Source organism: Nannocystis punicea (assembly GCF_026965555.1).
Taxonomy (GTDB): Bacteria; Myxococcota_A; Polyangia; order Nannocystales; family Nannocystaceae; genus Nannocystis; species Nannocystis punicea.
The window spans coordinates 6,841,491-6,867,258 of the sequence record NZ_CP114040.1 but is presented as its reverse complement, the minus strand read 5'-3'; the positions used below and the strand labels follow the sequence as shown (position 1 = coordinate 6,867,258).

The 25,768-nt window shown below is 72.1% G+C and carries 20 protein-coding genes; 11 read left to right on the top strand and 9 right to left on the bottom strand.

Annotated features, from left to right (window positions below):
- Nucleotide 1: 1 nt before the first annotated feature.
- Both O0S08_RS26450 and O0S08_RS26445 read right to left on the bottom strand, forming a co-directional pair.
- Entirely contained in the window at nucleotides 2–826 is an 825-nt protein-coding gene (locus O0S08_RS26450) for a CheR family methyltransferase (RefSeq protein ID WP_269032059.1), read from the bottom strand.
- Nucleotides 823–4,188 carry a response regulator gene (locus O0S08_RS26445; protein WP_269032058.1) on the bottom strand — a complete coding sequence of 1,122 codons (3,366 nt, stop codon included), beginning with the start codon at nucleotides 4,186–4,188 and terminating at the stop codon, nucleotides 823–825. Before O0S08_RS26445 ends, O0S08_RS26450 begins: the two co-directional genes overlap by 4 nt.
- Before the next feature lie 441 nt (nucleotides 4,189–4,629).
- Here O0S08_RS26445 and O0S08_RS26440 point away from each other — a divergent pair, with 441 nt between their 5' ends.
- Nucleotides 4,630–4,836, top strand: a complete 207-nt coding sequence (locus tag O0S08_RS26440; RefSeq protein ID WP_269032057.1) for a CsbD family protein — start codon at nucleotides 4,630–4,632, stop codon at nucleotides 4,834–4,836.
- A gap of 224 nt (nucleotides 4,837–5,060) precedes the next feature.
- Here the strand turns inward: O0S08_RS26440 and O0S08_RS26435 are convergent, their stop codons facing one another.
- The 5 genes from O0S08_RS26435 to O0S08_RS26415 form a co-directional block, all read right to left on the bottom strand.
- A complete protein-coding gene (locus O0S08_RS26435) occupies nucleotides 5,061–6,512 on the bottom strand; it encodes a thrombospondin type 3 repeat-containing protein (protein WP_269032056.1) in 1,452 nt (483 codons plus the stop codon).
- 595 nt (nucleotides 6,513–7,107) lie between these two features.
- Entirely contained in the window at nucleotides 7,108–8,655 is a 1,548-nt protein-coding gene (locus tag O0S08_RS26430) for a PQQ-binding-like beta-propeller repeat protein (protein ID WP_269032055.1), read from the bottom strand.
- Between the two features lie 180 nt (nucleotides 8,656–8,835).
- Nucleotides 8,836–9,579, bottom strand: a complete 744-nt coding sequence (locus tag O0S08_RS26425; RefSeq protein ID WP_269032054.1) for a hypothetical protein — start codon at nucleotides 9,577–9,579, stop codon at nucleotides 8,836–8,838.
- Between the two features lie 18 nt (nucleotides 9,580–9,597).
- Complete coding sequence (locus O0S08_RS26420) at nucleotides 9,598–10,008, bottom strand: hypothetical protein (protein ID WP_269032053.1); 411 nt, start codon at nucleotides 10,006–10,008, stop codon at nucleotides 9,598–9,600.
- 84 nt (nucleotides 10,009–10,092) lie between these two features.
- Entirely contained in the window at nucleotides 10,093–10,503 is a 411-nt protein-coding gene (locus O0S08_RS26415; protein ID WP_269032052.1) for a winged helix-turn-helix transcriptional regulator, read from the bottom strand.
- Between the two features lie 177 nt (nucleotides 10,504–10,680).
- Between O0S08_RS26415 and O0S08_RS26410 the strand changes: the two genes are divergently transcribed.
- From O0S08_RS26410 to O0S08_RS26380, 7 genes are all read left to right on the top strand, one after another.
- On the top strand, nucleotides 10,681–11,016 hold the full coding sequence (locus O0S08_RS26410; RefSeq protein WP_269032051.1) for an antibiotic biosynthesis monooxygenase family protein: 336 nt from the start codon (nucleotides 10,681–10,683) through the stop codon (nucleotides 11,014–11,016).
- Nucleotides 11,017–11,421: 405 nt separating this feature from the next.
- Entirely contained in the window at nucleotides 11,422–14,454 is a 3,033-nt protein-coding gene (locus O0S08_RS26405; RefSeq protein ID WP_269032050.1) for a serine/threonine-protein kinase, read from the top strand.
- Nucleotides 14,455–14,536: 82 nt separating this feature from the next.
- Nucleotides 14,537–14,890 (top strand): hypothetical protein, encoded by a 354-nt coding sequence (locus tag O0S08_RS26400; RefSeq protein ID WP_269032049.1) that lies wholly within the window; start codon nucleotides 14,537–14,539, stop codon nucleotides 14,888–14,890.
- A gap of 49 nt (nucleotides 14,891–14,939) precedes the next feature.
- Nucleotides 14,940–15,602, top strand: a complete 663-nt coding sequence (locus O0S08_RS26395) for an RNA polymerase sigma factor (RefSeq protein ID WP_269032048.1) — start codon at nucleotides 14,940–14,942, stop codon at nucleotides 15,600–15,602.
- Between the two features lie 181 nt (nucleotides 15,603–15,783).
- Nucleotides 15,784–16,317, top strand: coding sequence for a hypothetical protein (locus O0S08_RS26390; protein WP_269032047.1), 534 nt, complete (start codon nucleotides 15,784–15,786; stop codon nucleotides 16,315–16,317).
- 229 nt (nucleotides 16,318–16,546) lie between these two features.
- Nucleotides 16,547–17,407, top strand: coding sequence for a patatin-like phospholipase family protein (locus O0S08_RS26385; RefSeq protein WP_269032046.1), 861 nt, complete (start codon nucleotides 16,547–16,549; stop codon nucleotides 17,405–17,407).
- 185 nt (nucleotides 17,408–17,592) lie between these two features.
- A complete protein-coding gene (locus O0S08_RS26380; RefSeq protein ID WP_269032045.1) occupies nucleotides 17,593–18,054 on the top strand; it encodes a hypothetical protein in 462 nt (153 codons plus the stop codon).
- 47 nt (nucleotides 18,055–18,101) lie between these two features.
- On the opposite strand, the gene O0S08_RS26375 is transcribed toward O0S08_RS26380, so the two are convergent.
- Nucleotides 18,102–19,394 carry a right-handed parallel beta-helix repeat-containing protein gene (locus tag O0S08_RS26375; RefSeq protein WP_269032044.1) on the bottom strand — a complete coding sequence of 431 codons (1,293 nt, stop codon included), beginning with the start codon at nucleotides 19,392–19,394 and terminating at the stop codon, nucleotides 18,102–18,104.
- Between the two features lie 428 nt (nucleotides 19,395–19,822).
- Between O0S08_RS26375 and O0S08_RS26370 the strand changes: the two genes are divergently transcribed.
- Nucleotides 19,823–22,480, top strand: coding sequence for a hybrid sensor histidine kinase/response regulator (locus tag O0S08_RS26370; RefSeq protein WP_269032043.1), 2,658 nt, complete (start codon nucleotides 19,823–19,825; stop codon nucleotides 22,478–22,480).
- Nucleotides 22,481–22,582: 102 nt separating this feature from the next.
- Here the strand turns inward: O0S08_RS26370 and O0S08_RS26365 are convergent, their stop codons facing one another.
- On the bottom strand, nucleotides 22,583–22,954 hold the full coding sequence (locus tag O0S08_RS26365; RefSeq protein ID WP_269032042.1) for a hypothetical protein: 372 nt from the start codon (nucleotides 22,952–22,954) through the stop codon (nucleotides 22,583–22,585).
- Between the two features lie 87 nt (nucleotides 22,955–23,041).
- Here O0S08_RS26365 and O0S08_RS26360 point away from each other — a divergent pair, with 87 nt between their 5' ends.
- A complete protein-coding gene (locus O0S08_RS26360) occupies nucleotides 23,042–23,635 on the top strand; it encodes a hypothetical protein (RefSeq protein ID WP_269032041.1) in 594 nt (197 codons plus the stop codon).
- Between the two features lie 385 nt (nucleotides 23,636–24,020).
- A complete protein-coding gene (locus O0S08_RS26355; RefSeq protein WP_269032040.1) occupies nucleotides 24,021–25,439 on the top strand; it encodes an SBBP repeat-containing protein in 1,419 nt (472 codons plus the stop codon).
- Nucleotides 25,440–25,768 lie beyond the last annotated feature (329 nt).

Below are 25,768 nucleotides of genomic sequence, written 5' to 3'. Positions count from 1 at the left end.
ATCACCGCCGTTGATAGATCCGGTCCTCGGGGACGAGCTCGCCGAACGCCTCGGCGTGCGACGAGAAGCGCAGGGTCTCCTTGGCGCCGAGGCCGAGGAAGCCCTTGCGCCGCACCGAGTCGCGCAGGACCCCGAGCGCCCGGTTCTGCAGCGGGCGGTCGAAGTAGATCAGGACGTTGCGACACGACACCAGCTCGACCTCGGCGAAGGCGACGTCGGTGGCGAGGCTGTGGTCGGAGAACAGGATCGCCTGCTTGAGCCGGCGATCGAGGATCGCCGACGAGGAGCTCGCGGTGTAGAAGTCGGACAGCGAGCCGTGCCCGCCCGCCAGGCGGTAGCTCTCGGAGAAGCGGGCGAAGCGGTCGAGGTCGTAGACGCCGGCCTCGGCGGTACGCAGGCTCTCGGGGTGGATGTCGGTGGCGTAGATGAGGGTGCGCTCGAGCAGGCCCTCCTCGGCGAACACGATGGCGAGCGAGTAGGCCTCCTCGCCGGTGGCGCAGCCGGCGACCCACACCTTGAGGGAGGGGTAAGTTCGCAGGTACGGGACGACGCATTCGCGGATCGATCGATAATAGGAGGGGTCGCGGAACAGGTCGCTGACCTGGACGGTGAGGAAGCGGAGCAGCTCGCCGAAGCAGCGCGGCTCGGCGAGCACGCGCGCGCGCAGGTCGTCCAGAGAGGGGCAGCGCAGGTGGCCGAGGGCGGCGGCGATCCGCCGGCGCAGCGAGGCCTCGGCGTAGCCGCGGAAGTCGTAGTGATAGCGGTGGTAGACCCCCTCGAGCAGGGCCGTCAGCGCGGCGTCGTCGGCGTCGGAGAGGGCGGTCATTTCGGCATCCACACCCGCGCGAGCGACAGCAGCTTGTCGACGTCGAGCGGCTTGGCGATGTAGTCGTTGGCGCCGGCGGCGAGGCAGCTGGCGCGGTCGTCGGCCATGGCCTTGGCGGTGAGGGCGATGATCGGGATCTTGGCGGTCGCGGGGTCGGCCCGGATCGCCCGCGTCGCGGTCAGACCGTCCATCTCCGGCATCATCAGGTCCATGAGGATCAGGTCGACGCCGGGCTTGTGCCTCAGGTGCTGCAGCGCCTCCTTGCCGTTGCGGGCGATCTCCACCTTGGCGCCGCGCGGCTCGAGCACGCTGGTCAGCGCGAACACGTTGCGCACGTCGTCCTCGACGACGAGCACGCGCCGGCCCTCGAACACCGCGTCGCGGTGGCGAGCGTCCCGCAGCATGCGTTGCCGCTCGGGCGGGAGGCTGGTCTCGACCTGGTGGAGGAACAGGGTGACCTCGTCGAGCAGCCGCTCCGGCGAGCGCGCGCCCTTGATGATGATGGACTGCGAGAAGCGGCCGAGCTCCTGCTCCTCGGCGCGGCTGATGGCCCGGCCGGTGTAGACGATGACCGGCGGGAACCCGTACTGCTGGCCCTGGGCCATCTCCTGCAACAATTCGAAGCCTGACCGATCGGGCAGGCTGAGGTCGAGGACCATGCAGTCGAAGGTGGTGGTGCGAAGCTCGCGGAGCGCGTCGGCCGCGGTCCCCACCGGCACTGTCTCGACGTCGTCGGCCGCCAGCAGCTTGCAGGTGCTCTCGCGGTGGACGACGTCGTCCTCGACCACGAGCACGCGCCGCAGCGCCTGCGTGGCCTTCGACTCGAGCCGCTGCAGGGCCGCGAGCAGCTGCTCGCGCACGACGGGCTTGATCGCGTAGGCGACGGCGCCCATCTCCAGCGCGGTGCGGGTGTGATCGCTGCCGGAGATGACGTGCACCGGGATGTGCCGGGTCGCGGAGTCGTGCTTGAGCGCGTCGAGGACGCTGAGGCCGGAGCGGTCGGGCAGGGCGACGTCGAGGACGATGGCGCTCGGCCGCTGCTGCCTGGCCATCGCCAGGCCCTCCTCGGCGGTGGCGGCGAGCAGGGGCTGGAAGTCGAGCTCGCGCGCGAGGCCGGCGAGGATGCCGGCGAACGCGGGGTCGTCCTCGATGACGAGGATCGAGCGCGCGGCCGCGGGCGGCAGCTTGACCGGGGGCGGGCGTCGTGCGGCCGCAGGGACGGGCCCGGAGACCGCGGGCGCGGGCGCGGGCGCTCCGGCGCGGGCGAGCTGCGCGGGGATCGTCAGGGTGAAGGTGCTGCCGCGGCCGACCACGCTGGCGACGGTGAGCTCGCCGCCGAGGAGGCGCGCCAGGTCGCGCGAGATCGACAGGCCGAGGCCGGTGCCGCCGTACTTGCGATTGGTGGTGCCGTCGGCCTGGCGGAAGGCGTCGAAGATCATCTCCTGCTGATCGGCGGGGATGCCGATGCCGGTGTCGGTGACCGCGAAGGCGACCGCGCCGGCCCCTTCGGCGCGCACGGTCAAGGTGACGCCGCCCTGCTCGGTGAACTTGAGCGCGTTCGAGACGAGGTTGCGCAGGATCTGGGCGAGGCGCGTCGGATCGGTGTGGAGCGCGGTCGGGGCGTCGCGCTGGACGTCGACGTCGAGCGCGAGCCGGCGGTCGCGCGCGACCGGGCGGAAGGTCGTCATCAGCTGATCGGTGACGCGCGCCAGCGAGACCGCCTCGGGGCGGACGTCGAGCATGCCGGCCTCGATCTTCGACAGGTCGAGGATGTCGTTGATCAGCGTGAGGAGGTCGTTTCCGGCGGAGTAGATGGTCTCGGCGAACTTGACCTGCTCGGCGTCGAGGTTGCCCTGGCGGTTCTCGGCCAGCAGCCGGGCGAGGATCAGCGAGCTGTTGAGCGGGGTGCGCAGCTCGTGCGACATGTTGGCGAGGAACTCGGACTTGAACGCGCTGGTGCGCCGCAGCTGGATCTGCGCCTGCGTGAGGCTGTCGCGCTCGGCCTGCAGCGCCTGCGTCTGCTCCTCGAGGTGGGCGTTGATCTGCTCGAGCTCGGCCTGTTGATTGCCGAGGCGCGCCCGCGACTCCTCGAGCGCGCGGGTCTGCTGCTCGAGCTCCTCGTTCTGCACCCGCAGCTCCTCCTGCTGCGTCTGCAGCTCCTCGGCCTGGCGCTGGGTCTCCTCGAGCAGCGCGGCCAGGCGCTCCTTGTGCTCGGAGGAGCGGACCGCGAGCGCGACGGTCTCGCCGATCCGCTCGAGCAGGGCCTGCACCCGCGCGTCGGCGGGACGGACGAAGCCGACCTCGAGCACTGCGACGGTGACGCGGTCGACCCGCGCGGGCTGGACGAGGACGTGGGCCGGGGCGCGCTCGGCGGTGCCGGAGCGCAGGGGCAGCTCACCGGCGTCGCGCAGCTCGACGAGGCGACCCTCGGCGGCGGCGCGGCCGACCACGCCCTCGCCGGCGGCGAACGACTCCGGCCCGGCGACCCGCGAGTCGAGCGCGAGCCCGGCGCGGCGCGTCCAGCCGCCGCCGTCGCGGACGAAGAAGGCGCCGACGTCGGCGCCGGCGTGGGCAGCGAGCGCGGCCAGGCAGTCGTGGCCGACCTGGGCGGTGCTCTTCTCGCCCTGCACGGACTCGGCGATCTTCGTGTGACCCTCGCGGATCCACGCCTCGCCCTCGAGCGCGAGGCGGGCCCGCTGCTCGGCGTCGAGGGCGGCGCCGAAGGTGCCGGCGATCGCGGCGAGCTGGCGGCGCGAGAGGAAGGCCAGCAGCAGCGCGACCCCGGCGAGCAGGGCGACGAAGGCGGTGCGGGCGACCGCGGTCGAGCGCTCGGAGGCGACCCCGCGCGCGGTCAGGAGGTCCTTCTCGACGTCGACGCCGGCGGTCATGGCCTCGCGGATGCCGTCCATCCGCGTCTTGCGGTCGCGGATGGCGTCGCGGCTGCGCGCGAGGTCGAGGTCATGGCCGGCCAGCGCGGCGCCGCTGGCGGTCAGCCACGCCTGGTAACGCAGGTGAGCCTGATCGAACTGGGCCTGCTGCGCGGGGTTGTCGGCGACGAGCTCGTGCAGGCGCTCGAACTTGTCGTCGGGGTGGGCGCGCTCGAACGGCGCGAGGTGCTCGCGCTCGCCGGTCAACAGATAGCCGCGCAGGGCGGTCTCCTGATCGACGATCTCGAGCATGGTCGAGTTGGCCAGCGACAGGACCTCGTTGGTGTGGTTCACCCAGCCGGCGTCGTCCGCCATCAGGACGATCTGCCGGCCGAGCACCACGCCGAGCAGCAGGAGGAGGGCGATCGGCGTGGCGATGGCCACGGCGAGCCGCTTGGTGAGCGACGTGCGCTGCTCGTCCCTGGAGAGGTTCACCCGATACTCCTTGTCGCCGCCGGACCGCTGAATCGTGGCGCACGGCGAGAGTACATCAATCCCACGAAGCGCAATTCGTGGCCGACTTGCGGCGCTGCAAGGTCCGCGCAGCGGGTGACCTTTCGCATGACGACGCGGACTCGCGTCACTCCCTCGAGTGGCACGCGCTTGCGGGCCAGGTGAACCCCTCGTCTCTGCGCGAGCGAGGCCCTCAGGACGGCGCCGGCGCCGGCGCCGACAGGGCCCATACGGCAGAGTCCGCTGGTCCGGCGATTCGTACGATCGGCCTGCGTCGCGCGCGCGAACCGTGGCAGCGCGGCCCGGGCCATCAATTCGACGGTCTCTCAGACGCGCCTCGAGGGCGCGCGGGGGCATTTGCGGCGCTAGTCGGGCGGGCGTGCAGTGCAACCGCGATCAGACTGCAGGGCGGAGAAACCGACCATGAACCGCGATCAGATTCAGGGCAAGTGGGAGCAGCTCAAGGGCAAGGCGAAGACGCTGTGGGGCAACCTGACCGACGACGATTTCCTCAAGGCCGAGGGCAACGCCGACAAGCTGTGCGGGATCATTCAGGAGCGCTCGGGTGAGCGCCGGGAAGAGATCGAGCGCAAGCTCGGCTACAAGGTCGACAACAACAGCAACCTGTGAAGCCCGGCGCTCCGCGCCGCTCTGCGATGATTCGGCGCGTCTGCAGGTCCACGGACCTGCGGGCGCGTCGGGTTTTTGTCGGGCTTCGGCCATCGAGAGAGCGAACGCCGTGAATGTGCGCACCCCCGGGAGTGATGTCCGCCGCGACACGGCCTCGGGCGCGAATGCGAGGCCCCGCGGGGGAGACCGCGCATTCGCCATGGCGTGCGAGGGCCGGGCGCCGATCAGGTGCCGGGGAGGCACATCATCGCCGGGTCGAGATGCTCGGGGCTGTACTCGCCCGTGCAGTACTTGCCCCAATTGTCCCACTGCATGTTCTCGTCGTCGACGAACGGGGTGTTGTCGGGATCGAAGGAGAAGCGGCACAGGTCGGCGACGTCGCCGATGCCGTCGAAGTCCTGGTCCAACTGCGGCATCAGGCAGAAGCTCGCCCACAGGGTGGCGAGGTCGACGGTGCCGTTCAGCGGCTGGCCCTCCTGGGCGCAGCCGGGCGGCAGGGCCCCCACGCCGGGCCGATTGAGGACCTTGGCGGGCAGCGGCACGGTGTTGCCGTCGGGGTCGAGGGTGGTGCCGGCCGCGTTCTGGCGGACGCAGCAATAGCCGTTGGCGCTGAGGTCGTAGAAGCCGAACGGGCGCGGATCGGGGGTCTCGAAGGCGCCCGGGTGGGTCTCGCAGTTGAAGCCGACGAAGTCGCCGTCGATGTCGTTCTCCTCCGCCATGCCCATCTGGATCTGCTGCGGGTTCTTGTCCCACGGGCAGGTGTCGCAGATGTCGCCGACGTCGTCCCCGTCGAAGTCGAGGTGGTTGCATTGCCCGCCGACGCACGCGGCGCCGCCCGGGCAGTCGCCCTCGTCTTCGCACGCCTGCAGGGGTACGGGCTGGCGCGGGCACGTGTCGGCGCCGTTGGCCAGACCGTCCTGGTCGAAGTCGTCCTGGAGGCCGAAGCCGACCGGGCCGGCGGCGCCGGGGAGCATGGTGCCGGCGCAGGCGTCGCCGATGAGGTCGGCGTCGGCGTCGATCTGACAGTCGGCGGCGTCGATGTCGATCGGGTCGCCGAGCTGGTACGGATCGAGGCCGTCGCCGTAGCCGCCGCAGTTGGGGGTGCGCACGCAGTTGTCGCAGGCGTCGCCGATGCCGTCGTGATCGCTGTCCTCGACCTGCGGGATGTTGCGCACCTTCATCTTCTCGGAGATGGGCGCGCCGTCGCCGTTGTAAAAGGCGGGCAAGCGCGCGCACAGGTCGCAAGCGTTGCCGATGCCGTCCTTGTCGCTGTCCGCCGCGGGCATCCCGCCGGGGAGGGTGGGGCATAGATCGGCGACGTCGCCGAAGCCGTCGCCGTCGACGTCCGACTGGTCAGGGTTGAAGTAGTCGGGGGCGTTGTCGCAGTGGAACATCAGGCCGTCGCGGTCGAGGTCCAGCTTGCAGTCCGAGACCGGCTCGTCGCAGGTCGGCAGCGGCTCGTCGCCGGTGGTGCTGGTGGTGAGGTCGGCGGTGGTGCTCGCGCTCGAGGTCTGGCCGGGGCCGGTGTCGTCGCCGGCGGTGCTGCCGGCGGTGCTGCCGGAGTCGGTGGCGCTGTCGGTCTCGAACGGGTCGAGCTCGGCCGGCTTGCAGGCGCCGAGGGCGAGCAACACTGCCGCGAGCAAGCGGCGCGGGTGACGGTCATGAGGATGGGTCATGGCCTTGCAGTCGCGCGAGCGGATCGCGGCGGCTCACGATTCTCTCGGCCTGGCGGGCCGACGATCGGACCGCGTTCGGACCCGGCGGCGTCCCCCTGCGAGGACGCGCGGCGCGGAGGTCCGGCGGTGGGCGAGCGGCGCGCCCGTGGCGCGGCCAAGCGGCGGTGGGTCGCAGCTGGGATGCGACCTGTCTCGATGAACATGTCTGCAAGGAGCGGAGGTGACGGCGTCCGCAGGCGCGGTCGGCAGGTGCCGCCATGGATGCCTTGGGACATGTCTCGAGGGTCATGTCCTGCGAGACCGGGAGCGACCGGGGCCGGCGACGGGGCTGGCGAAGGCGCCCCGGGGACGACGAGGCTGGCTCGACCACACTGCGTCGCCGGTGGGGGCCGACCTGACGGACGCCGAGGGCCTCGAAGCCCTGCGGGCCGGCGAGCACGATGCCGGCGCCGTCGGGGGCGAAGCGTCGCCCGGAAACTCACGGGTGCCTGACAGTGAGACGCGGCGGTCGCGGCATTCAGATGTCCTCCGGGATATGTCTGATGGGACATGTCCTCAGGAGCTCATCGGAGGGCGGCCCGGCGGCCGCCGAGGATCACTGCGAGGCCTCGCGCTCGCGGTGCTTCCTCGGGTCGAAGGTCCAGCGCAGGCGCCCGTCGGCGAGGTCGTAGGCGCGCAGGCCGGCCTTCTCGAGGTTCATCACGACGACGCCGTCCTCGATCCGCGGGGCCGCGACGAAGCCGCCGCGCAGGCGGAGCTGCCAGCGCTCCTGACCCGTGGCGGGGTCGAGGGCGACGTAGTGCCACTTGCCGTGGACCTGCGCCAGGGCGATGCCGGGCGCGGTGGTCACGGCGCCGACGTCGGGCCGCGTCCAGCGGGGGCGCTGGGACGCGAGGTCGAACGCGACGAGCTCGCTGCGGCGGACGAAGAAGAGCAGGCCGTCGACGGCCGACAGGTAGGGCGGGTGGTACGGCGAGGCAACGCCGAAGGTCGCGCGCGAGCCGGTGGCCCAGGTCCACAGCTCGTGGCCGGTCTCGCGGTCGAGGGCGTGCAAGGTGCCGGCGGGATCGCCGAAGAACACGTGCGGGCCGGCGGCGATCGGGCTGTAGATGTCGTCGGTCCCGCGGAAGGCCCAGCGCGGCTGCCCGGTGGCCGGATCGATCGCCGTCAGCTCGCTCTTCTCGGCCAGGAGGAGCGCGCCGGGCACGAGGATCGACGCGGCCCCTTGGTTCACGGGGATCGACCACTGCTCGCGGCCCGTGGCCAGATCGATCGCGGTCAGCTGCTCGCCGTCGAACACCGACGCGTTGTCGGTGGCGTGAAAGCGCCGGCGGTGGACGTAGACGCGGGCGTCGTCGGCGACGGGTTCGCCGAGGTGCTCGTCGTCCCGCCTGGGGAAGGTCCAGCGGCGCACGCCGTCGACGAGCGAGACGGCGGCGAGCCCGTCGGCGTCGCGGGTCAGGACCACGCCGCCGGCGACGCTGGGCGGGTTGGAGGCGGGCGTGACGCGCAGAGCGGCGCGCGGCTGGCCGCTGGCGAGATCGAGGACGTGCACCGGGACGTCGCCGCGGGCCGCGATGACGACCTGGCCGTCCCGCGCGGTCGGGACGTGCGGCGGCAGCTTGCTGGTGGCGACGCACGCGAACAGGCCGAGGACGAGCCCGGCGAGCTCGGCGGCGCGGCGCCAGGCGCCTCGCACGTGCGGCGGCGCGGCGCGGCTGCAGGGCACGAGGACGCGCCAGGAGGCGAGCAGCATCGGCAGGGCGAGGAGGTCGGACGGATCGAGGACGACCTGCCAGCGCAGGCCGAGCCGCGCGCCGAGCTCGACCCACGCCGTGGCGGCGGCAGGGACGAGCTTGAGGGCGACGAAGCCGAGCCCGACCGCGGCGTGACAGGCGAGCAGCGCGGCCCGGCTGCGCGCGCGCACGAGGGCCGCGAGCAGGACGGGCGCGACGAACAGGCCGGCGAAGTCGCTGGCCTTGCCGGTGAACAGGGCGGGCAGCTCGCCGGCGGCCTTGAAGACGTGGTCGTTGACGAGGAGGAGCGCGAGGGCGACGAGCCAGGCCGGATGCACCAGCGCTCGCTCGGGGGCGAGTCGCGACGGAGCGGCGGTGACCTCGGGCTGGATCGATCCTGGGGGCATCGGCGGACGGCATTATGTCGCGGTCTCGTCGGAATCGCGAGGGGCGCGCCTTGAATCGGCGGCTCGCTGCGAAAGATCGCGCCCGATCGGGGGACGGCCGTGAGCCCCCGGCTCGCTCGCGCTCCCTTCCATGACGCGGGGCGACTTCGCTCGCTCACCCGTCGCAATCAGCGGGGCTCGTCAGCGCGGCGTCTGCATCGCCGGGTCGCGGTTGCGCCAGCGGATGATGACGTGGTCGGATCCATGGGCCACTGCCTCGTCGCGCATCGCCAGGACCACCCGGCCGGTCGACTCGAGCGAATCGACCGGCGCGCGGGCGATCTCGGGCCATTCGGGGTGCTCGTGCAGCGGCACGGTGCTGGCCAGCAATTCGCCGACGGCCGCGAGGTCGTACACGCATTCGCCCGGCGTGTGGAACATGAGGCCGACCTCGGCGTGCACGTGGGTGGCGCGCGCGAGATCGTGGAGACTCGGCTCCGCCGCGATGGCGCGCCGCAATCGTTCGTCGCAGCGGCTGCCGATCGGCGGCTCCACGCGCGCGAGCGGCCCGCCCGGGGCGCGCATGTACGTGGAATAGCCGCCGAGCAGGACGCACCAGTCCGCGAGCAGGAGAAAGGCGCTGGCGCGGTCGGGCCGGCAGGTGGAGCGGGGATTCGAGGCCTGCAACGATACGAGGCGGGCGACGAGGTCCGCCGTCGACGCCTCGACCTGCGGGCGCGTCGGGCGGGGGCGCCAGCCGCGGACGAACGGCGCGAGGTCGAGGGTGTCCCACGCGGGGGAGTATGCATAGCCCCGGTCGTGCTCGAGGTGGACCGAGACGAATCCGCCGGTGCCACGGCAAGTCCGGAATTGATAGTGGCCGTGCTCGGTGTGACGGTGGAAGATCTGGTCGATCGACGGGTCGTCGTGAAATCCGTTCGGCATGCGGCGCGGCGCCTCCCGTCAGCGCTCCGCGAGCAGGTCGGCGTAACGGCGGAGCAGGCGGGGCTCCGCGTCGGGATCGCGCTGGCCGTTGAGGCGCGGGGAGGGGTCGCGGCTGAACTCGAAGCGGTACTTGCCGTCGGGCGCGGCGATGCTCAGGTCGAGCTGCGTGAAGCCCTGCCCGGCGGCGAGGTAGTCGCGATACAGGCGCTCCAGCGCCGCGATGACCGGGAACTCGAGCGGCAGCCAGTGAGGCCGGGCGGGATCGGGCCGCGCGAGGACGAGGAACGCCTCGGTGAGGCTCATGGCGTCCGGGTCGTCGGCGGGGAACTCGGCGTGAATGAAGGCCCTCCGCCACGACAGCTCGGGCTCGAGGCTGTCCATGAAGGCGGTGACGACCTCGCTCTGGCGCGCTGCGAGCTGCGTGAACATCGCTGTCTTCGGCCGTAACACGGGCCCCCGCAGGTGACAAGCCCCGCCCGGGGAACCGTAGCCCCTGCTGCGAGAGACAGGCCCTCAGCGAGCCCGTCGGGTGGGGCCGCTCTGGCGCGCGCGCTCGTCCGTGGCGGTGGCGGGCGCCGACGCGGCCATGCGTTGCAGCTTCATGCCGACGCGGACGATGGTGTCGATGACGGGGATGAGCTCGCGGCCCAGATCGGTCAGCGCGTACTCGACGGAGGGCGGGGCGCTGGCGACGACGTGGCGCGTGACGACGCCGTTCTCCTCGAGCGCGCGCAGCCGGGTGGTGAGCACCTTGGCGGAGATCCGCGGGATGTCGGCGCGCAGCTCGCTGAAGCGGCGCGGGTCGCCGCTCAGGCGCCAGATCAGGTTCGCGGTCCAGGCGCCGCCGAGCAGCTTCATGCACTCGGTGAGCGGACAGACGGGCGGGAGCGGCGGGGCCCTGTTCTTGCGTCGGGAGAGCGTCACGTCGCCTCGGAGTGGTTACCGCCGAGATACTACGATTCGCGGTTACCCGCGGTTATCTGCTTTACAAGCGAAACTACGGCGATATCGTAATCGGCGAGTCGGCGTCGGGCCGCGCGGGGCCCGAGGCCCGAGAAAACGCGTGACACGATGGGTGTCGCCGTGAGGGAGGGTATTGTCATGATCCTGAATGTGCTGCGTTTCAGCTTCAAGGACGGGGCGGGCCCGGAGGGCCGGACGCGGGCGATGGCGGCGCCGAGGCGGACGGCGGCGATGGAGTCGGTGTCCTTCGCGGTGATCGGCCAGGACCTCGGCGATCCGGCGCAGGGCTTCACACGCGCCTACTGCGTCGGTATCGCCGATCTGCCGGCGCTCCAGCGCTACCTCGACGATCCGGTGCACCGCGCCGGCGACCTCGTGTTCGCGCCGCTGGTCGCCAGGCTCGCGCGCGTGGCCCTGGCGGACGACGCCGAGCCGGCGCTTGCATGTCCCCTCCGAGGGTGCGCAGAAAGATAGCAGGGACGACACCGACGCGTTTTCGTCGATTGGCGACAGCCGGCGTGATCGCGTCTCTCGGCCTGCGAGCGGTGGGCGTGGCCCCGAAGAGCGCGTGGGGGGTGACGCGCAGTCCGGCGTGGGGTCGGCTTCCGAGCGAAACCTTCGGGCGGTGCGCGCGGGCGCAACCGGTCGGCGGACGTGGGGGTGCGAAGGTTCACCAGCGCGATGCGATTGTTTTGGCGCGCGTCTGCGCGCCGACATCTGCTCGTGACGCGTGCGACCGGAGCTTCGCAGAGCGGCGAGCTTCTGCTCGATCGAGAGCGGAGCGAGGCGGCTCGTCCGTAGGCATTGTGCGTTGAGTCCACGAGCGCCGGGACTTCGTGCGCCCCGTCCGCCGCTTGACGCTCGCGGCGATCGGAAGAGATGGTTCGAGTCGGCGGGGGCGACGTGAGGGCGCAGGGCGAGCGGTTCGATCGGGGAGCTTCGTCGTCGTCCGAGTCGGTCGGCTCGGGGGACGGCGCGTCGACGCCGTTCGGCCTCGAGGGGCCTGCGGCCGACGCACCCACCGAGCAGCTCGCGTTCAGCGGCGTGGACGACGAGCGCCTGTTCTCCGAGCTGCGGTCGCGCCTGTTCGCCCGCGGGCCGGCGCCGCGGATCGGCCGCTATCGCCTCGTGCATCGCCTCGGGGCCGGGGCCATGGGCGAGGTCCACCTCGCGTTCGACGACGAGCTCGAGCGACCCATCGCGATCAAGCTGGTCCACGCTCACCTCGCGGACCCGCGCTCGACGGCGCGCCTGCGCGTGGAGGCCCGGGCGCTCGCGCGGCTGGCCCACCCCAACGTGGTGCACGTGTACGAGGTGGGCGAGCACGACGGCCGCACGTACCTGGCGATGGAGCGCATCGAGGGCGGGAGCCTGCGCGAGTGGCTCGGCGCGCAGCCGCGGCCGGGCCAGGACCAGGTGCTCGCGGCTTACCTCGCGGCGGGGCGAGGTCTGGCCGCGGCCCATCGCGCGGGGGTCGTCCACCGCGACTTCAAGCCCGACAACATCCTGCGCGGCATCGACGGTCGCGTGGCGGTGGTCGACTTCGGTCTCGCGGCGCTCGAGGCCGGCGAGGCGGCGCGGAGCGAGCCGAGGTCGGAGGAGGTGGACGAGGAGTCGCGCGCCCGCTTGCCGACGCTCGACCGCTCGAGCGAGGTCGCGGGCACGCCGGCGTACATGCCGGCCGAGCAATTCCGCGGCCACGCCGACGCGCGCTCGGATCAGTTCGCGCTGTGCGTGTCGATCTACGAGGGGCTGTGGGGGCGCCGGCCGTTCCCGCGGCGCACCCTCGAGGACGTGGCGAAGGGCCGCGCGGAGTGGGTGCCCGCCGAGCCGCCGCGCGACGAGCTCGCGGGGTGGCTGTGGCCGATCCTCCGCCGCGGGCTGCAGGCCGAGCCCGAGCGCCGCTGGGATGAGGTCGACGCGTTGCTGGCCGCGATCGAGGCGGGGCTCGCCGGTCGTCGACGGCGCCGACGGGTGATGCTCTCGGGCGCGGCGGCGCTGGCGGTGGGCCTGCTGAGCGGGGGCTCGGTGGCGTGGTGGAGCGCGGCCGCGGCGGTCGACGATTGCGCCGCGGTGGCGCGCGAGCTCGACGGGACCTGGGGCGCCGACGAGCGCGCGCAGCTCGAGCAGCGCTTCGCCGCGGCGAGCGCGGCCGAGGGTATGGCCTGGCTGGCCGACAGCGGGACCTCGGTGGCGGCCAGCCTCGACCGCTGGAGCGCGCGCTGGTCGGCGGCCCGCGGCGCGCTGTGTCGGGCCCGGACGGGCGGGGACCCGGTGGTGCTCGACCGCCTCGGCGCGTGCCTCGAGCGCCACCGGGGCGCGGCGCAGGCCCTGGTCGGCGCGTTGCTCGCCGGCGAGTCGCCGGTGCTGCGCGCGGCGCCGGAGGCGGTGCTGCACCTCGAGGACCCGCAGGCGTGCGCGCGCGAGGCCCGACAGGGCGGGCCGCCCGAACCGCCGGCCGCGCTGGCCGGCGAGGTGCAGCAGGTCCGCGAGCAGCTCGCGCGCGCCGAGACCGAGCTGCTCACGGGGCGGGTCGAGGCGGCGTGGGCGGAGGCCGAGCCGCTCGCGGCCAGGGCGCAGGCGCTCGGCCACGCCCCGCTGACGGCCGAGGTCGCGGCGGTGCTGGGGCGCGTGGCGCTGGCGCGTGGCCGCAGCGAGGAGGGCCTGGAGCGGCTCGAGCAGGCGGCGGACGCGGCCGAGGCGGCGCACCACGATCGCGTGGTCGCCGGCAGCTGGCGTCACATGGCGATGATCGCGGCGACGGAGGCCCCCGATCTCGCGGCGGGTCGGCAGTGGCTGCGCCGCGCCGATGCGGCGGCCGCCCGGGTGGGGCTCGACGCGGGCACTGCGGCGCGCCTCGACGCGATCCGCGGCAACCTCTCGCTGCTGGCCCGGGAGTTCGACGCCGCAGTCGCGCAGCTGCGGGCCGCCGAGGCCGCGCTGGTCGAGCAGGACGATTTGCTGTACGCGTCGCACGCGGCGTCGAACCTCGGCACGGCGCTGCTCGAGCGCGGCGAGGCCGGGGCGGCCCGCGAGGCCTTCGCGCGGGCCCTCGCGCAGCGCGAGCGGGTGTTCGGGCCGCGGCACCCCGAGGTCGCCCGGGCGGCCTACAACCTGGCCCAGGCCCTCCGCGGCACTGCGCGCGCCGGGGCGGAGGACCACGAGGCCCTCGCGGGCGAGCTGATGCGCCGGGCCGTCGAGATCTGGGAGGGCACGGACGAGGCCAGGACGCTCGACGCCGGGCGGGCCGCATTCGTGCTGGCCCAGCTCGAGCTCGACGCGGGGCGCTTCGAGCGCGCCGTGGCGCTCGCCGGGCGCGCGGAGGCGGTGTTCGCCGAGGCCCTCGAGCCCGCGCGCATCGAGCACGCCGAGGTGGCGGCGCTGCTCGGCACGGGCCACTACTTCCTCGGCCGCGCGGAGCCGGCGATCGCCAGCCTCCGCCGCGCAGTGGCGGGCTATGCCGCGGCCCACGGCGCCGACGACGACCACACCGCGTCCTTCCGCGTGGCCCTGGGCTGGGCGCTGCTGGCCGGCGGCGAGGTGGCCGAGGCGCGCGCGGAGCTCGAGGCGGGGCGCGTCGCGATCGAGGCCGAGGCAGGGGCGGGGAGCGAAGCGAGCGCCGACGCGCGGCTCGGCCTGGCGGCGGCGGCGCTGGTCTCGGGCGAGCTCGAGCGAGCCGCGGCGCTGCTGGCCGAGTTCGCCGAGGCGCCGGCTGGTGAGCTCGATCGCGTCACCTTCGCGCTGGTCTCGGGGCTCCTGGCGGTGCGCCGCGCGCCGGCCGATCCGCGAGGCGCAGCATCGCTGAGCCGCGCACGGGCCGACGCGCGCGTCGTCGCCGGCGGCGAGGCGATGCTCGCGGTCCTGCTCGACAGCCTGGCCGCCAGCCCCGCCGAGCGCCGCCTCGCGGAGTGAGGCCCGCGGCCTCGACCCGACTTCCCGTGCTCACCTCCGAGCGGTCCTCGACCGCAAACCCCCCGAAGCCAGGAGACCCATCATGCCGCAATGCATCACCGCTTCCACCACGCTCGACGTCGCGACCCTCGACGAGGTCGGCTTCTACACCGTGCGCGTCAACCCGGCGGTGACGTCGATCCGGATCACTTTCGTTCCGCCGAGCAACGGAGCCCTGGTCGGTTCCATCGATGGCGTCGTCGTGACGCCGTCCGGTCCCAACTACGGCCGGGACTGGATCGAGTTCGATTACAACCCCAGCGAGCTCGGCACGAGCTTCACCGTGCAGGTCAGCTACACCGCGCCTCCGCGCGGAGAGGAAGACGGCTACATGCCGCCGCTCGAGACCCCGACCAAGTCGCCCAAGTTCAAGCCGCAGACCACGTGCCCCACCTAGCAGTGACACGGCGCCGGGGCTCGCCTATCATCGCGGCCCCGTCGCGCCCATGACCTCGCCTCCACCGCCGCCAGCGCCCGACGGGCCGACCGACGCCGAGCTGCTCGAGGCGTGGCGAGCGGGCGACGCCACGGCGGGCGAGCAGCTGTTCGCCCGCCACTATCGACTGCTCAAGCGCTACTTTCGCAACAAGGTCGGCGCGCAGCACATCGCCGACCTCATGCAGGAGACGTTCGTCGCCAGCGTGGCGAGCCGCGAGCGGGTGACCGACGCGAGCCGGTTCCGCGCCTACCTGCTGCGGATCGCCTACCACGCGCTCTGCCGCCACTTCGGTCGGCTCTCGCGCCACACGCCGGCGGTCGACCTCGACGAGGTGTCCGTCGAGCAGCTCGAGCCGGGCGCGGTGTCGGTCATCGCCCGCACGCAGGAGCAGCGGCTGCTGCTCGAGGCGCTGCGCGCGATCCCGGTCAACTACCAGGTGGTGCTCGAGCTGCACTACTGGGAGGGCCTCAAGACCGATCGGATCGCCGAGGTGCTCGGGGTGCCGCCCGCGACGGTGCGCAGCCGCTTGCAACGGGCCCGCGACGCGCTGCAGGCGGCGATGGATTCCCTGGCCCGCTCGCGCGAGGTGCTCGAGAGCACGCTGACGCGCCTCGAGGATTGGGCGGCGCGCTGCGGCCAGGAGCTGGTCGGGCCGGGCGAGGCCGACTGACCACAGTTCGGGCCCGCAGCCGCGCCTTCGATCGCGGCGAAGAAGTTCTCGAAGTTTCTTGGATCGAGGCGGAGAGGTCGCGGCCCCTGTGAGAGCCGCTCTGGACGGGTCGCTTCCGACGAAGCCCCGACCGGGGACGGAGTCTCCCACCATCCAATCATCCCAAGAGAGCCGACGAATCATGGCCCAGGATATCCTCATCATCGTGAGCATCGACCGCAGCCTGCCCGCCGCCCAGCGCGTCGAGATGTACTGTGATCCCTCGATCCTCGACGGCAGCAGCGAGGGCTCGAACGAGCTGGCGGTCAAGGTCCCGGTCGGCACGGAGCTGCGCTGGCGCGTGGTGCCGCTGCAGACCACCGACCCGAGCGACGCCGGCGTCTATCACGCGAACATCGAATCCTATTACTTGTGGAACGACAACGGCGTCGACGCCGGCACCTACCTCACCGAGTGGGGCACGAGCAACGGCGGCGGCGACGCGCCATTTTACTCGAGCACGGGCACCCTGGGCAACGACGTCCCCGCCTCGGTCGGGGTCGAGGGTATCGACCGGCCGTTCATCCAGTGCCTCACCCAGCTCTCCAATCGCGACGAGCGGCAGAGCCCCAGGGGTCGCCTACACGTTCAACATCGGGATCTACAAGAACGGCGCCCGGATCGACGGGTTCAACTGGGATCCGTTCGTGACCGTCTACCGGCCCTGATGCGGTGATCGAGCGGCCCTGGCGCGGGCGGAGAATGGCCCGTCCACGCTCTTGTCATTGGCACGGAACGGCGCGTCGCCGGCGAATGTGCAGGGTCGATCGCAAGCGCTCGGTGAGCCGGGCGTCGATCGCCGGGAACGGAAGCAGAGTTCGCCCGCGAGCGGCCGCTCGCCGGTCCGATGCCCACCGGGACGCGTCGCACTTGACCGCGATCCGCCCCGATGTTAGCTGCGCCCCATGAGCGAGATGTCGGTCGTCTTCGCCGGCGGCGGCTGCCGGACCTTCTGGGCCCTCGGGGCCTATACGGCGCTCGCGGGCCTCGCCACCACGGTCGAGCTCGCAGGCGCTTCGGCGGGCGCCGCGATGGCGCTGGCGGCGGCGCTGGGCCAGGAGGAGGCGCTCGTGGCGGCGTTCTGCGCGCGCACGGCGGTCAATCCTCGCAACCTCTACCCCGAGCGCCTGCTCCTCGGTCGGCCGGTGTTTCCGCAGGAGGCGATGTACCGGGCGACCATGCACGAACTGCTCGACGACGCGAGCCTGCAGCGCCTCGCCCGGGCGCCGCGCGTCCGCATCTTGCAAGCCTGCGTCAAGCCGGGGTGGCTCGTCGCGCCCACTGTGGCGAGCGCGTGGTGGGCCTACGCCGCGCGGCGCCGCCGCGGCCTGCTCCACGGCCCGGACGTGCCCCACCGCGGCCTGGCGGCGGAGGTCGACACCGCCCAGGAGGCGGCGAACGTCCAGGAGCTGGCCGAGCGGGTGATGCGGTCCTCGGCGAGCCCGCCGGTGACCCCGATCCTGCGGGCCCCGGGTCGGATTTACTTCGACGGCTGCCTGGTCGACGCGGCCCCGGTACGAGCCCTCGGCGCGACCGCGCGGGCCGGGGCGGTGCTCGTGCTGCTGAACCGCCCGCACGCGCACGAGGCCGTCGTCGGCAACGTCCGCTACCTCGCGCCCTCGGAGCCGGTGCCGATTCACAAGTGGGATTACACCGACCCGGCGCGGGTCCGCCGGGCGTTCGACATGGGCCGCCGCGAGGGCGAGGCTGCGCGCGGCGAGATCGAGCGGTTCCTCGCGGAGCGATCGGCCGCGCGTTCGACGTAGGCGACGAGCGAGCGGGCGGGGCACGAGAGCCGCGAGTGCGAGCACGCCGTTCGACCTCCGGCGAAGGATGCTCCGGGCGGCCGGGGATCCGGCAGCGGCACGATCGGGTTGCGACCCGCGTCCGCGGCGACTCGCGCAGCCCCGGGCACTGGTACTGGCGTGGGCCGGGTCGTATGCTCGCAGGCATGCGCAGCGCCCGGCTGTCACGCCTCGTCTCGCTCGGGCCCGCGGCGGTGCGCTGGGCCGAGGCCCACGAGGCGGAGATCTTGCGCACCGGGCTGCCGCTCGACGCGAAGATGCAGGCGGTCGCCCGCGCGGTCGGGGTGCGGCAGCCCGAGCGAGTGCGGCTGGCCGTCGTCGCCCGCATCCCGCTCCCGGAGGACCCCGACCTCCGCCAGGCGGCGCTGAGCCTCGGCATGCTGGGGCCCGAGACGATCGGCCTGACCCTGGGCCACGGCATCTATGTCCGCAAGCGCCCCGTCTCCACCCGGCTGCTCTCGCACGAATGCCGGCACGTGTATCAATACGAGCAGGCCGGCTCGATCGCGGCGTTCCTGGCCGACTACTTGCAGCAGATCGCGACCGTCGGCTACCTCCACGCCCCGCTCGAGGTCGACGCTCGCGCCCACGAGATCGAGCGCCTGTGAGACCGCGGGTCTCCTGTCGTGAATCGACGGGGTGAAACGCGACGGGGTCACGGACAGGCGGTGGTGTTGCCGCTGGTGGACAGGCGCTTCCAGCCGTCGGCGAAGTGGTCGGGGCAGCTCGGCGGGACGTAATCGGCGCCGCCCTGGATGTACGAGAAGGTCGGGAGCTGCTCGCCGCCGTAGCCGCAGTGCAGCGCGTTGTCGCGGAACTCGTTCTGCCACGACGGGCACTCGCCGCCGGGCTTGGTGCAGTTCGGGTTGGCGTCGGGGTCGCAGTACCAGTCGGAGTAGAAGGCGACGCTGCCGGTGTTGCTGAAGGTGTTGTCCTCGATGACGTTCGCGTTGCTGTCGTCGCGCACGCGGATCGGGTCGCCGCTGATCTCGGTGAATTGATTGCCGCGGATCTGGTTGCCCGTGCTGTGATGGGCGATGTACACGCCGTGCATCAGACCGGCCTTCTGCGCGTGGTTCTCGACGGCGACGAAGTGGTTGTTGCGGATGTCGTTGTCGCGCGAATTGACGAGGTCGATCGCGCCGTAGCCCTCCTCGCCGGGCACGTGCAGGCTGCCGATCTCGGTGAAGTACACGCCGAAGATCCGGTTGCCCCCGTTCCAGCCGCCCTCGGGGTCGAGGCGATCGCCGCGGAAGTACAGGCCGTAGTGCAGGTAATGCTGGATCTCGAGGTAGTAGAACTCGAGGCGCGTCGCCTCCCCGGGGGCGACGTCGAGGGTGAGGAGGGCGCCCGCGCCGTCGCCGTCGAACACGGGGCGACCGGCGATGTCGTCGATGCCGTCGCCGTCGGCGTAATCGGCCGGCATGAAGGCGACCCGGTGGTCGGGGTGATAGTGGGTCCAGGTCACGCTCTGGCCGACGTAGGTGCCCTGGGCGATCCGCACCTCCACGTCGCGGTCGGGGGCCGCAGCGACGACGATCTCGTGGGCCCGCGCGAGGGTCAGGACCGCGTCTTCGGGCGACAACCCGCCGTGGGCGTCGTCGCCGGCGGGATCGAGATGAACGGTGAAGGGCCCGTCGTCGCCGCCGGTGGTGGTGGTGGTGGTGGTGGTGGTGGTCGAGAGGCCGGTGGTGGGGTCGCCGGTGGTGGTGCCGTCCGTGGTGCCGTCCGTGGTGCCGTGGGTGGTCGAGAGACCGGTGGTCGGAGGCGCGCCGCTGCTGTCATTCGTGCCCGGCGAATCCGTGGTAGCGACCGCGGTCGTCTCGTCGGTGCCGACCCCGGTGGTGCTCGAGAGGGACGCAGTGTCCGAAGTCGCGGTCGTGTTCGCGTCCCCGCACGCGCACGCGAGAGCGATGAGGAGGGGCAGGCGCGCGGAGGAGGTCGACATGCAGGCATTTTGCTCGAGTTGGCCCGCGACGTCGTCGCTCGATGCCCAAATCGTGCGAACGGGGAGCCGCGAAGCCGCCGACGCGTCGCCGAGAGCCCGCGCCGCTGGGGGGTGCGTGCTGCAACGAACCATGGCTCGGCGCCGCGGTCTCCTCGCGGATCGCTCGCTCCGGTCGTCGCGCGCCGAACACGACTTCGCGGCGAGTCAGCGGCCCGGCCGCCAGGGTCCGCGGCGGATAAGGTCGCTGTCGGGCGCCGCAACGGCCGCACCGTCGGCGATGCCTGAGCTCGTCGCGGCCCGGGCACGGAGGTTGTCGCTTGCGGACCGAACTTTGCCCTCGCTGTGCGTGGCCCGCCGGCCGAATGCACACACAGATCCTCCGAGGTGATGCGGCAGGAGGAGAAGTCCTGGAAGGCCCCCGCCCATGGATGCCCTACGCTCTGGCGATCGGCGCGGCCGCGTGGGCCGTGGTGGCCTGGCTGGCCCTGTCATCCTCGGAGCCGGGGCGCGCGGCGCTGATGCCGTTCGTGCCCGCAGTGCTCGTCTCGGCCCTCGTCGGCGGCCTGCGGCCCGGTCTGCTGACGACGCTCCTGTGCACCGCGGCCGGCGTGGTTTGGCTGCTCTGGCCGGCGACCACCGCGACGGCCCGCGCCGCCGATTGGTTGCAGCTGGCGCTGTTCGCCGCCACCGCGACCGGCATCTGCGCGGTGTGCGAGCGCCTGCGATCGACTCGCCGCGGCTCTTCGCAGCAGACGACGGAGGCGCTGCGGCAGCGCGGCGAGGAGATCGAGCGATTGATGGAGCTGATGCCGGCCGTGGCCTGGCTGGCGCGCGACGCCGAGTGCCGGGAGGTGATCGGCAACCAGGAAGGCTGTCGCTTGCTGAAGTTGCCGCCCGGCTCGAACATCTCGGCCCGACTCCCGCCCGAGCAGCGAGGCTGGCTCCGCTTCGAGCGCGAGGGCCGAGAGCTGCCGATGGAAGAGACGCCGCTGCGCCTGGCCATCGCCACCCGGGCGCCGGTCACCGACGTGGAGGTCGACCTGGTCCTCCCCGACCACACGGTGCTCACGCTGCTGGGCAACGCCGCGCCGCTGTTCGACGCCGCCGGCGGGGTGCGCGGCGCGGTCGGAGCCTGCCTCGACGTCAGCGAGCGCGAGCGGCTGCGCGAGCAGCTGCAGCACAAGGAGGAGCGGCTGCGGCTGGCGATGGAGGGCGCCGAGCTCGGCGAGTGGGAGATGGATCTACGGACCCAGCGCGCCTTCTGGTCGCCGCTGACGCGCGAGCTGCTCGGGGTCGCACCCGAGACGCCGATCACGTTCGAGCTGTACGAATCGCGGCTCCACCCCGACGACCTGGGGCGCGATCGCAGCGCGGTCGCGGAGTGCCTGGCCACCGGGAAGTACCAGAACGAGTACCGCATCCCGCTGGCCGGCGGCGGCTGGCGCTGGATCGACGCGCGCGCGAAGCTGGTGCGGGATACGCACGGGCAGATCGTCCGCCTGTTCGGCGTCGTCAGCGACATCACCGCCCGCAAGGAGGCCGAGGAAGCGCGAGCGCGGAGCGAGGAGCGGCTCCGGCTCATCCTCGAGAGCGCCAAGGACTACGCGATCTTCACCGTCGACGCGCAGGGGATCGTGACGAGCTGGAACGCGGGGGCGAAGAACGTGTTCGGCCACGAGGAGCACGAGATCGTCGGCAAGGACGGCGCAGTCCTGTTCACGCCCGAGGATCGGGCGCGCGGCGTGCCCGAGAAGGAGATCCGGGCGGCGCGGCGAGACGGCCGGGCCCACAGCGAACGCTGGCACCTGCGCAGGGACGGCACCCGCTTCTGGGGCAGCGGCCTGATGATGCCGCTGCGCGACGGCGGCGAGTACCACGGGTTCCTCAAGATCATGCGCGACTGGACGGAGGCGCGGCGGTCCAAGGAGCTGCTGGAACGCCAGGCGGAGGCGCTGCGGCAGGCCGATCGGCGCAAGGACGAGTTCCTGGCGACGCTCGCCCACGAGCTGCGCAACCCGCTGGCGCCGCTGCGCAACGGGCTCGAGATCCTCCGCCGCGCGGACGTCGACGAGGACGTGGCCGAGCGGGCGCGGGCGATGATGGAGCGGCAGCTCGGGCAGATGGTGCACCTCATCGACGACTTGCTCGACGTCAGCCGGATCAGCCGCGGCAAGATCGAGCTGCGAAAGGAGCGCGTCGCGCTGGCGCAGGTGCTGCAAAGCGCGATCGAGACGGTCCAGCCGCTGATCGAGCGCCATCACCACGAGCTCACGCTCGAGCCGCTGCCGGAGCCGGTGTTCGTCGAGGCCGACGTGGTCCGCCTGGCGCAGGTGTTCGCCAACCTGCTCGGCAACGCCGCCAAGTTCACGCCGCCCGGCGGTCACATCCGGCTGACGGTCGAGCGGCGATCCGGCGAGGTCGTGGTCCGCGTCAAGGACGACGGCATCGGCATCGAGCCGGAGATGCTGCCGCGCGTGTTCGACCTGTTCGCGCAGGTCACCGACGCCTACGAGCGATCGCAAGGCGGGCTGGGCATCGGCCTGTCGCTGGTCAAACAGCTGGTGGAGATGCACGGCGGCACGGTCGAGGCCAGGAGCGACGGCCTCGACCTGGGCAGCGAGTTCACGGTCCGCCTGCCGATCGTCCCCTCGAGCCCGCTGCCCGCACAGCCGCCGGCGCTGGCCTGTGAGGCGGTGCAGGTCGCCGGTCACCGCGTGCTGGTCGTCGACGACAACCGCGACGCCGCGCTCAGCCTGGCCGACTTCCTCGCATTGATGGGCTGCGACACGCGCGTGGCCCACGACGGGTTCGAGGGGCTGCGCCTGGCCGCCGAGTTCAGCCCCGAGCTGGTGTTCCTCGACATCGGCATGCCGACCATGAACGGCTACGAGACGGCCCGCCGGCTGCGCGCGGAGCCGTGGGGCGAGAAGCCGGTCCTGGTCGCGCTCACCGGCTGGGGCCAGGAGGAGGACAAGGCCCGCGCCCGCGAGGCCGGCTTCGATCGCCACATCGTCAAACCCGCCGCGCCGGAGGTGCTCGAGGCCCTGCTCGCGGAGCTGCCGGAGTCGCGTGCGAGCGCGGTCTGAGGCGAGTGGACGCCCACGATTCACCGCGGGAGTACGCGCGTGAATCCGGGAGCGCGCCCATCGTCGCCGAACGCATTGTGAGGACCTCGAGGCGCGCGCCCGTCAATCGTCGCTGCGGAGCACGTCGGGCGTCCGCACCTCGCCCTCGCTCGCGAACAAATAGCAGCGCGCCACGGCCTCGCACTCCTCCAGGTGGAGCCAGCTCTCGAGCTGGCAATCGTGACGGTGGCGACGGTACGCGCGGACGCACGCGCTCCCGGCCTCGCTTTCGTAGCAGCTGGGTTCGAGCGGCAAGTCCATGAATTTTTCGGCGCAGTGGTCGAGGTCCTCGTACTGCTCGTCGAACTGTGCCCGACGACACGTCTGGATCTGCTTGCATTGAATCTCGGCCATGCGGGCGGAGAACGCGTCCACGTCGGCGTAACACCCGGCAAAGGCCCCGAGAACGGCGAGGACAAGGGTAAGTCTAGGCATGCCGGGGATGCTACCAGTCTCGACGGCGCGCGCAACAGCGCGAGGTCGTCCCGCGGGTGCCGCGCGCGGGCGACGCCTCCACCGTCGGTGCCGACCCAGAGCGTCCGCCTTCCCGAGCCGCTCGACGTCGGCGACGCGCGAATCCGGGTGCACGGCCGAGGCGTTCGCGCGCGCTCGCCGTGCTGGCGGCGCGGCGATGATCCCGAAGTTCGTCCGCAACCAGGGCGCGCCCTGGTCGATCCAGTCGAGGTACCCGGCGATGAACGGGTCGACGCGTCGGTCGAGGTGCCGGTGGTGGTGCTGCGGGTCGACGGATCCGCGGTCGACGTGCGGGTCGACGATTCCGTGCTCGTGGTGCTGATCGATGATTCGGTGGTCGGCGTGGGAGCGGCAGATCGGTGGGTCGTCGTCGCGGAGGTCGACGGCTCCGTGGCCGGATTGGTCGTGGTCCCCCGGATCGTGGATTCACCGGTGCCGGATTCGGTGCCGCCGCAGGCGGCCGTCGCCAACACAGGAGGCCAACGACGACGGGCTGATTTCACGGTGTGTCACGATTCTCAGGTGCGCTCTCCTGCTCCGCGGCGGCTCTCCGCGGCGGCGGGTGGCCTATCGACGGTCATGCGGCGTGCCCGGATGTCACGCGTGAGTGGACTGTCCCGACCGTGCGCGACGACGCTGTGACGGGACCGCCTGGGACTGGCCACAAGGCGCCTGTGATGCCATCACGACCTCCTATCAGTGCGGACGACGACGACTGTGCGCATTCGCCCCGGCGAGCCGCGACGCGGAATGCTGGAGACGGCGGTGACGCGGCCGAAGCTGCACGCGCCGGCGCGCACCAGCCACGGGGCCGAGCCGAGCGCAATCGACCTGTAGTTTGGGCGTGGCATCCGATGAAATCCAGGCGCGTGTTCTTTAAATAGACTGCGACTGCTTGACATCCGATCTGCGCCCTGACACTTTTACGCCGCGCTGTGGTCGGAGCATTCGTGGCTCGCGGCCTTGGGGAGGATTCCAAATGGTTGTGTGGGGAAATTGGCATCAGACCTCGTTGTTCGCTTCTTGCGTGGCCGTGCTGGCAGTGGCGCCGGTCACGGTGTACGCCGCGCCGACGCTCCAATTCGGCACCTACAAGGGTGGCACGGAGGTCGACGTGGACCCGGACGTGGACTTCGACAGTAATTTACAGATCGCGGTCGCGGGGACGACCTTCTCGTCCGCCGACATCGCCAAGTCCGGCGGCTTCGACACCGTTCTGGGAGGCGCCCAGGACGGATTCGTCGTTCAGTACGACACCGCCGGTGGCTTGAACTGGGGCACCTATTACGGCGGGGCAGGGCTGGACGGGTTCGTGGCGATCGCCCACAACAGCAGCGACCAGATCTACGCCGGCGGGTTCACCGAGTCCGCGAGCGGGGTTGCCCTGGCCGGCGCGGGTCCGGTCCATCAAATGAGCCTGGGCGGCGACGCCGACGGGCTGCTGGTGAAGTTCAGCAACGCCGGGACGCCGCTCTGGGGCACCTACTTCGGCGGCGCCGGGGAGGACCAGATCGAGGGCGTGTGCGTCGGCAGCGACGGCAGCGTGTTCGTCACCGGTTATACCCAGTCGTCGAGCGGGATCGCCCATAGCGCGTCGCATCACGGCTCCCTCAGCTCCAGCATCGACGCCTTCATCGCCAAGTTCACGAGCTCCGGGACGCTCTCCTGGGCGACCTACTACGGGGGCACCGACGGGGAGACGGGGGGATTCGCCTGTGCGGTCGACTCGTCCGGCAACGTGATCGTCGTCGGCACGACCTTCGCCAGCAACGGCATCGCCAACTCCGGCTGGGACAGCGCGTACAGCGGGGGCCGCGACGGTTTCGTCGCCAAGCTGTCGTCCTCCGGCACCTGGTTGTGGGGCACCTACTACGGCGGGACGGGCCTCGAGACCCTCCTGTCCGTCGCGGTGGATTCGTCGGACAACATCTACATCGTCGGCAACACGAACTCCGGGAACACCGGCAACGTCATCGCCGGGGGGACGGGCGCCTTCGACACCACGCCCAACGGCGGTACCGACGCCTTCTTCGCCAAGTTCACGTCCGCGGGCACGCGCTCGTGGGGCTCGTACTACGGCGGCTCCGGCGGCGACGGCTTCGACGGCATCTCGGTGCAAGGCACGGACGTGTTCCTGACCGGCTGGACCAACTCCACGTCGGGCATCGCCACCGCCGGCTCCCTCGACACGACCTACAACGGCGGCTTCTTGGACGCCATGATGGTGCTGACCAGCACCTCCGGGGGCACGCCCTGGTATGGCCAGTACATCGGCGGGCCGGGCGATGATTCGGCCGATAACATCGTGGGCTTGTCGACCGGCGAAGTGGTGGTGGTCGGAGAGACGGACTCGACCAGCGGCATCGCCACCACGGGCGCGGCCGACACCTCGTTCGGCGGCGCCATCGACGTCTTCCTCCAGCACTTCGAGATGTGGCCGATGTGACGCCCGTATGCGCGTGCTCGAGGTGGTCGCGGTCCCGACCCATAGGCTGCGGCCGTCCAGCGATTCGCTGGCGGCGTAGACGACCTCGAACGGCAGCGAGGAATTGCGTCGGGTGAGCGTCGTCAGCTGCCCGTCCGCCCGGCGGTGCAGCCCCTCGTCGAAGCCTCCCGTTCAGACCACGCACCGGCTCGCGGCGCTCTCCTGCTCCTCGGCGGCGCTTCGCGCCGGCGGGGAGCCTGTCGCTCGTCATGCGCCGCGCCCGCTTTTTCGCGTGAGTGGAATGTCCGAGCGTGCGCGACGCCGCCGTGGCGGGACTGGGCACAAGGCGC

Excerpts from the sequence above, each read along its gene's own strand:
- O0S08_RS26390 (WP_269032047.1), top strand. The coding sequence starts at position 15,784 with ATGGCCCAGGATATCCTCATCATCGTGAGCATCGACCGCAGCCTGCCC.
- O0S08_RS26400 (WP_269032049.1), top strand. The coding sequence starts at position 14,537 with ATGCCGCAATGCATCACCGCTTCCACCACGCTCGACGTCGCGACCCTC.
- O0S08_RS26395 (WP_269032048.1), top strand. The coding sequence starts at position 14,940 with ATGACCTCGCCTCCACCGCCGCCAGCGCCCGACGGGCCGACCGACGCC.
- O0S08_RS26410 (WP_269032051.1), top strand. The coding sequence starts at position 10,681 with ATGATCCTGAATGTGCTGCGTTTCAGCTTCAAGGACGGGGCGGGCCCG.
- O0S08_RS26405 (WP_269032050.1), top strand. The coding sequence starts at position 11,422 with ATGGTTCGAGTCGGCGGGGGCGACGTGAGGGCGCAGGGCGAGCGGTTC.
- O0S08_RS26435 (WP_269032056.1), bottom strand. The coding sequence starts at position 6,512 with ATGACCCATCCTCATGACCGTCACCCGCGCCGCTTGCTCGCGGCAGTG.
- O0S08_RS26385 (WP_269032046.1), top strand. The coding sequence starts at position 16,547 with ATGAGCGAGATGTCGGTCGTCTTCGCCGGCGGCGGCTGCCGGACCTTC.
- O0S08_RS26365 (WP_269032042.1), bottom strand. The coding sequence starts at position 22,954 with ATGCCTAGACTTACCCTTGTCCTCGCCGTTCTCGGGGCCTTTGCCGGG.
- O0S08_RS26375 (WP_269032044.1), bottom strand. The coding sequence starts at position 19,394 with ATGTCGACCTCCTCCGCGCGCCTGCCCCTCCTCATCGCTCTCGCGTGC.
- O0S08_RS26450 (WP_269032059.1), bottom strand. The coding sequence starts at position 826 with ATGACCGCCCTCTCCGACGCCGACGACGCCGCGCTGACGGCCCTGCTC.
- O0S08_RS26420 (WP_269032053.1), bottom strand. The coding sequence starts at position 10,008 with ATGTTCACGCAGCTCGCAGCGCGCCAGAGCGAGGTCGTCACCGCCTTC.
- O0S08_RS26380 (WP_269032045.1), top strand. The coding sequence starts at position 17,593 with ATGCGCAGCGCCCGGCTGTCACGCCTCGTCTCGCTCGGGCCCGCGGCG.
- O0S08_RS26430 (WP_269032055.1), bottom strand. The coding sequence starts at position 8,655 with ATGCCCCCAGGATCGATCCAGCCCGAGGTCACCGCCGCTCCGTCGCGA.
- O0S08_RS26370 (WP_269032043.1), top strand. The coding sequence starts at position 19,823 with ATGCCCTACGCTCTGGCGATCGGCGCGGCCGCGTGGGCCGTGGTGGCC.
- O0S08_RS26440 (WP_269032057.1), top strand. The coding sequence starts at position 4,630 with ATGAACCGCGATCAGATTCAGGGCAAGTGGGAGCAGCTCAAGGGCAAG.
- O0S08_RS26425 (WP_269032054.1), bottom strand. The coding sequence starts at position 9,579 with ATGCCGAACGGATTTCACGACGACCCGTCGATCGACCAGATCTTCCAC.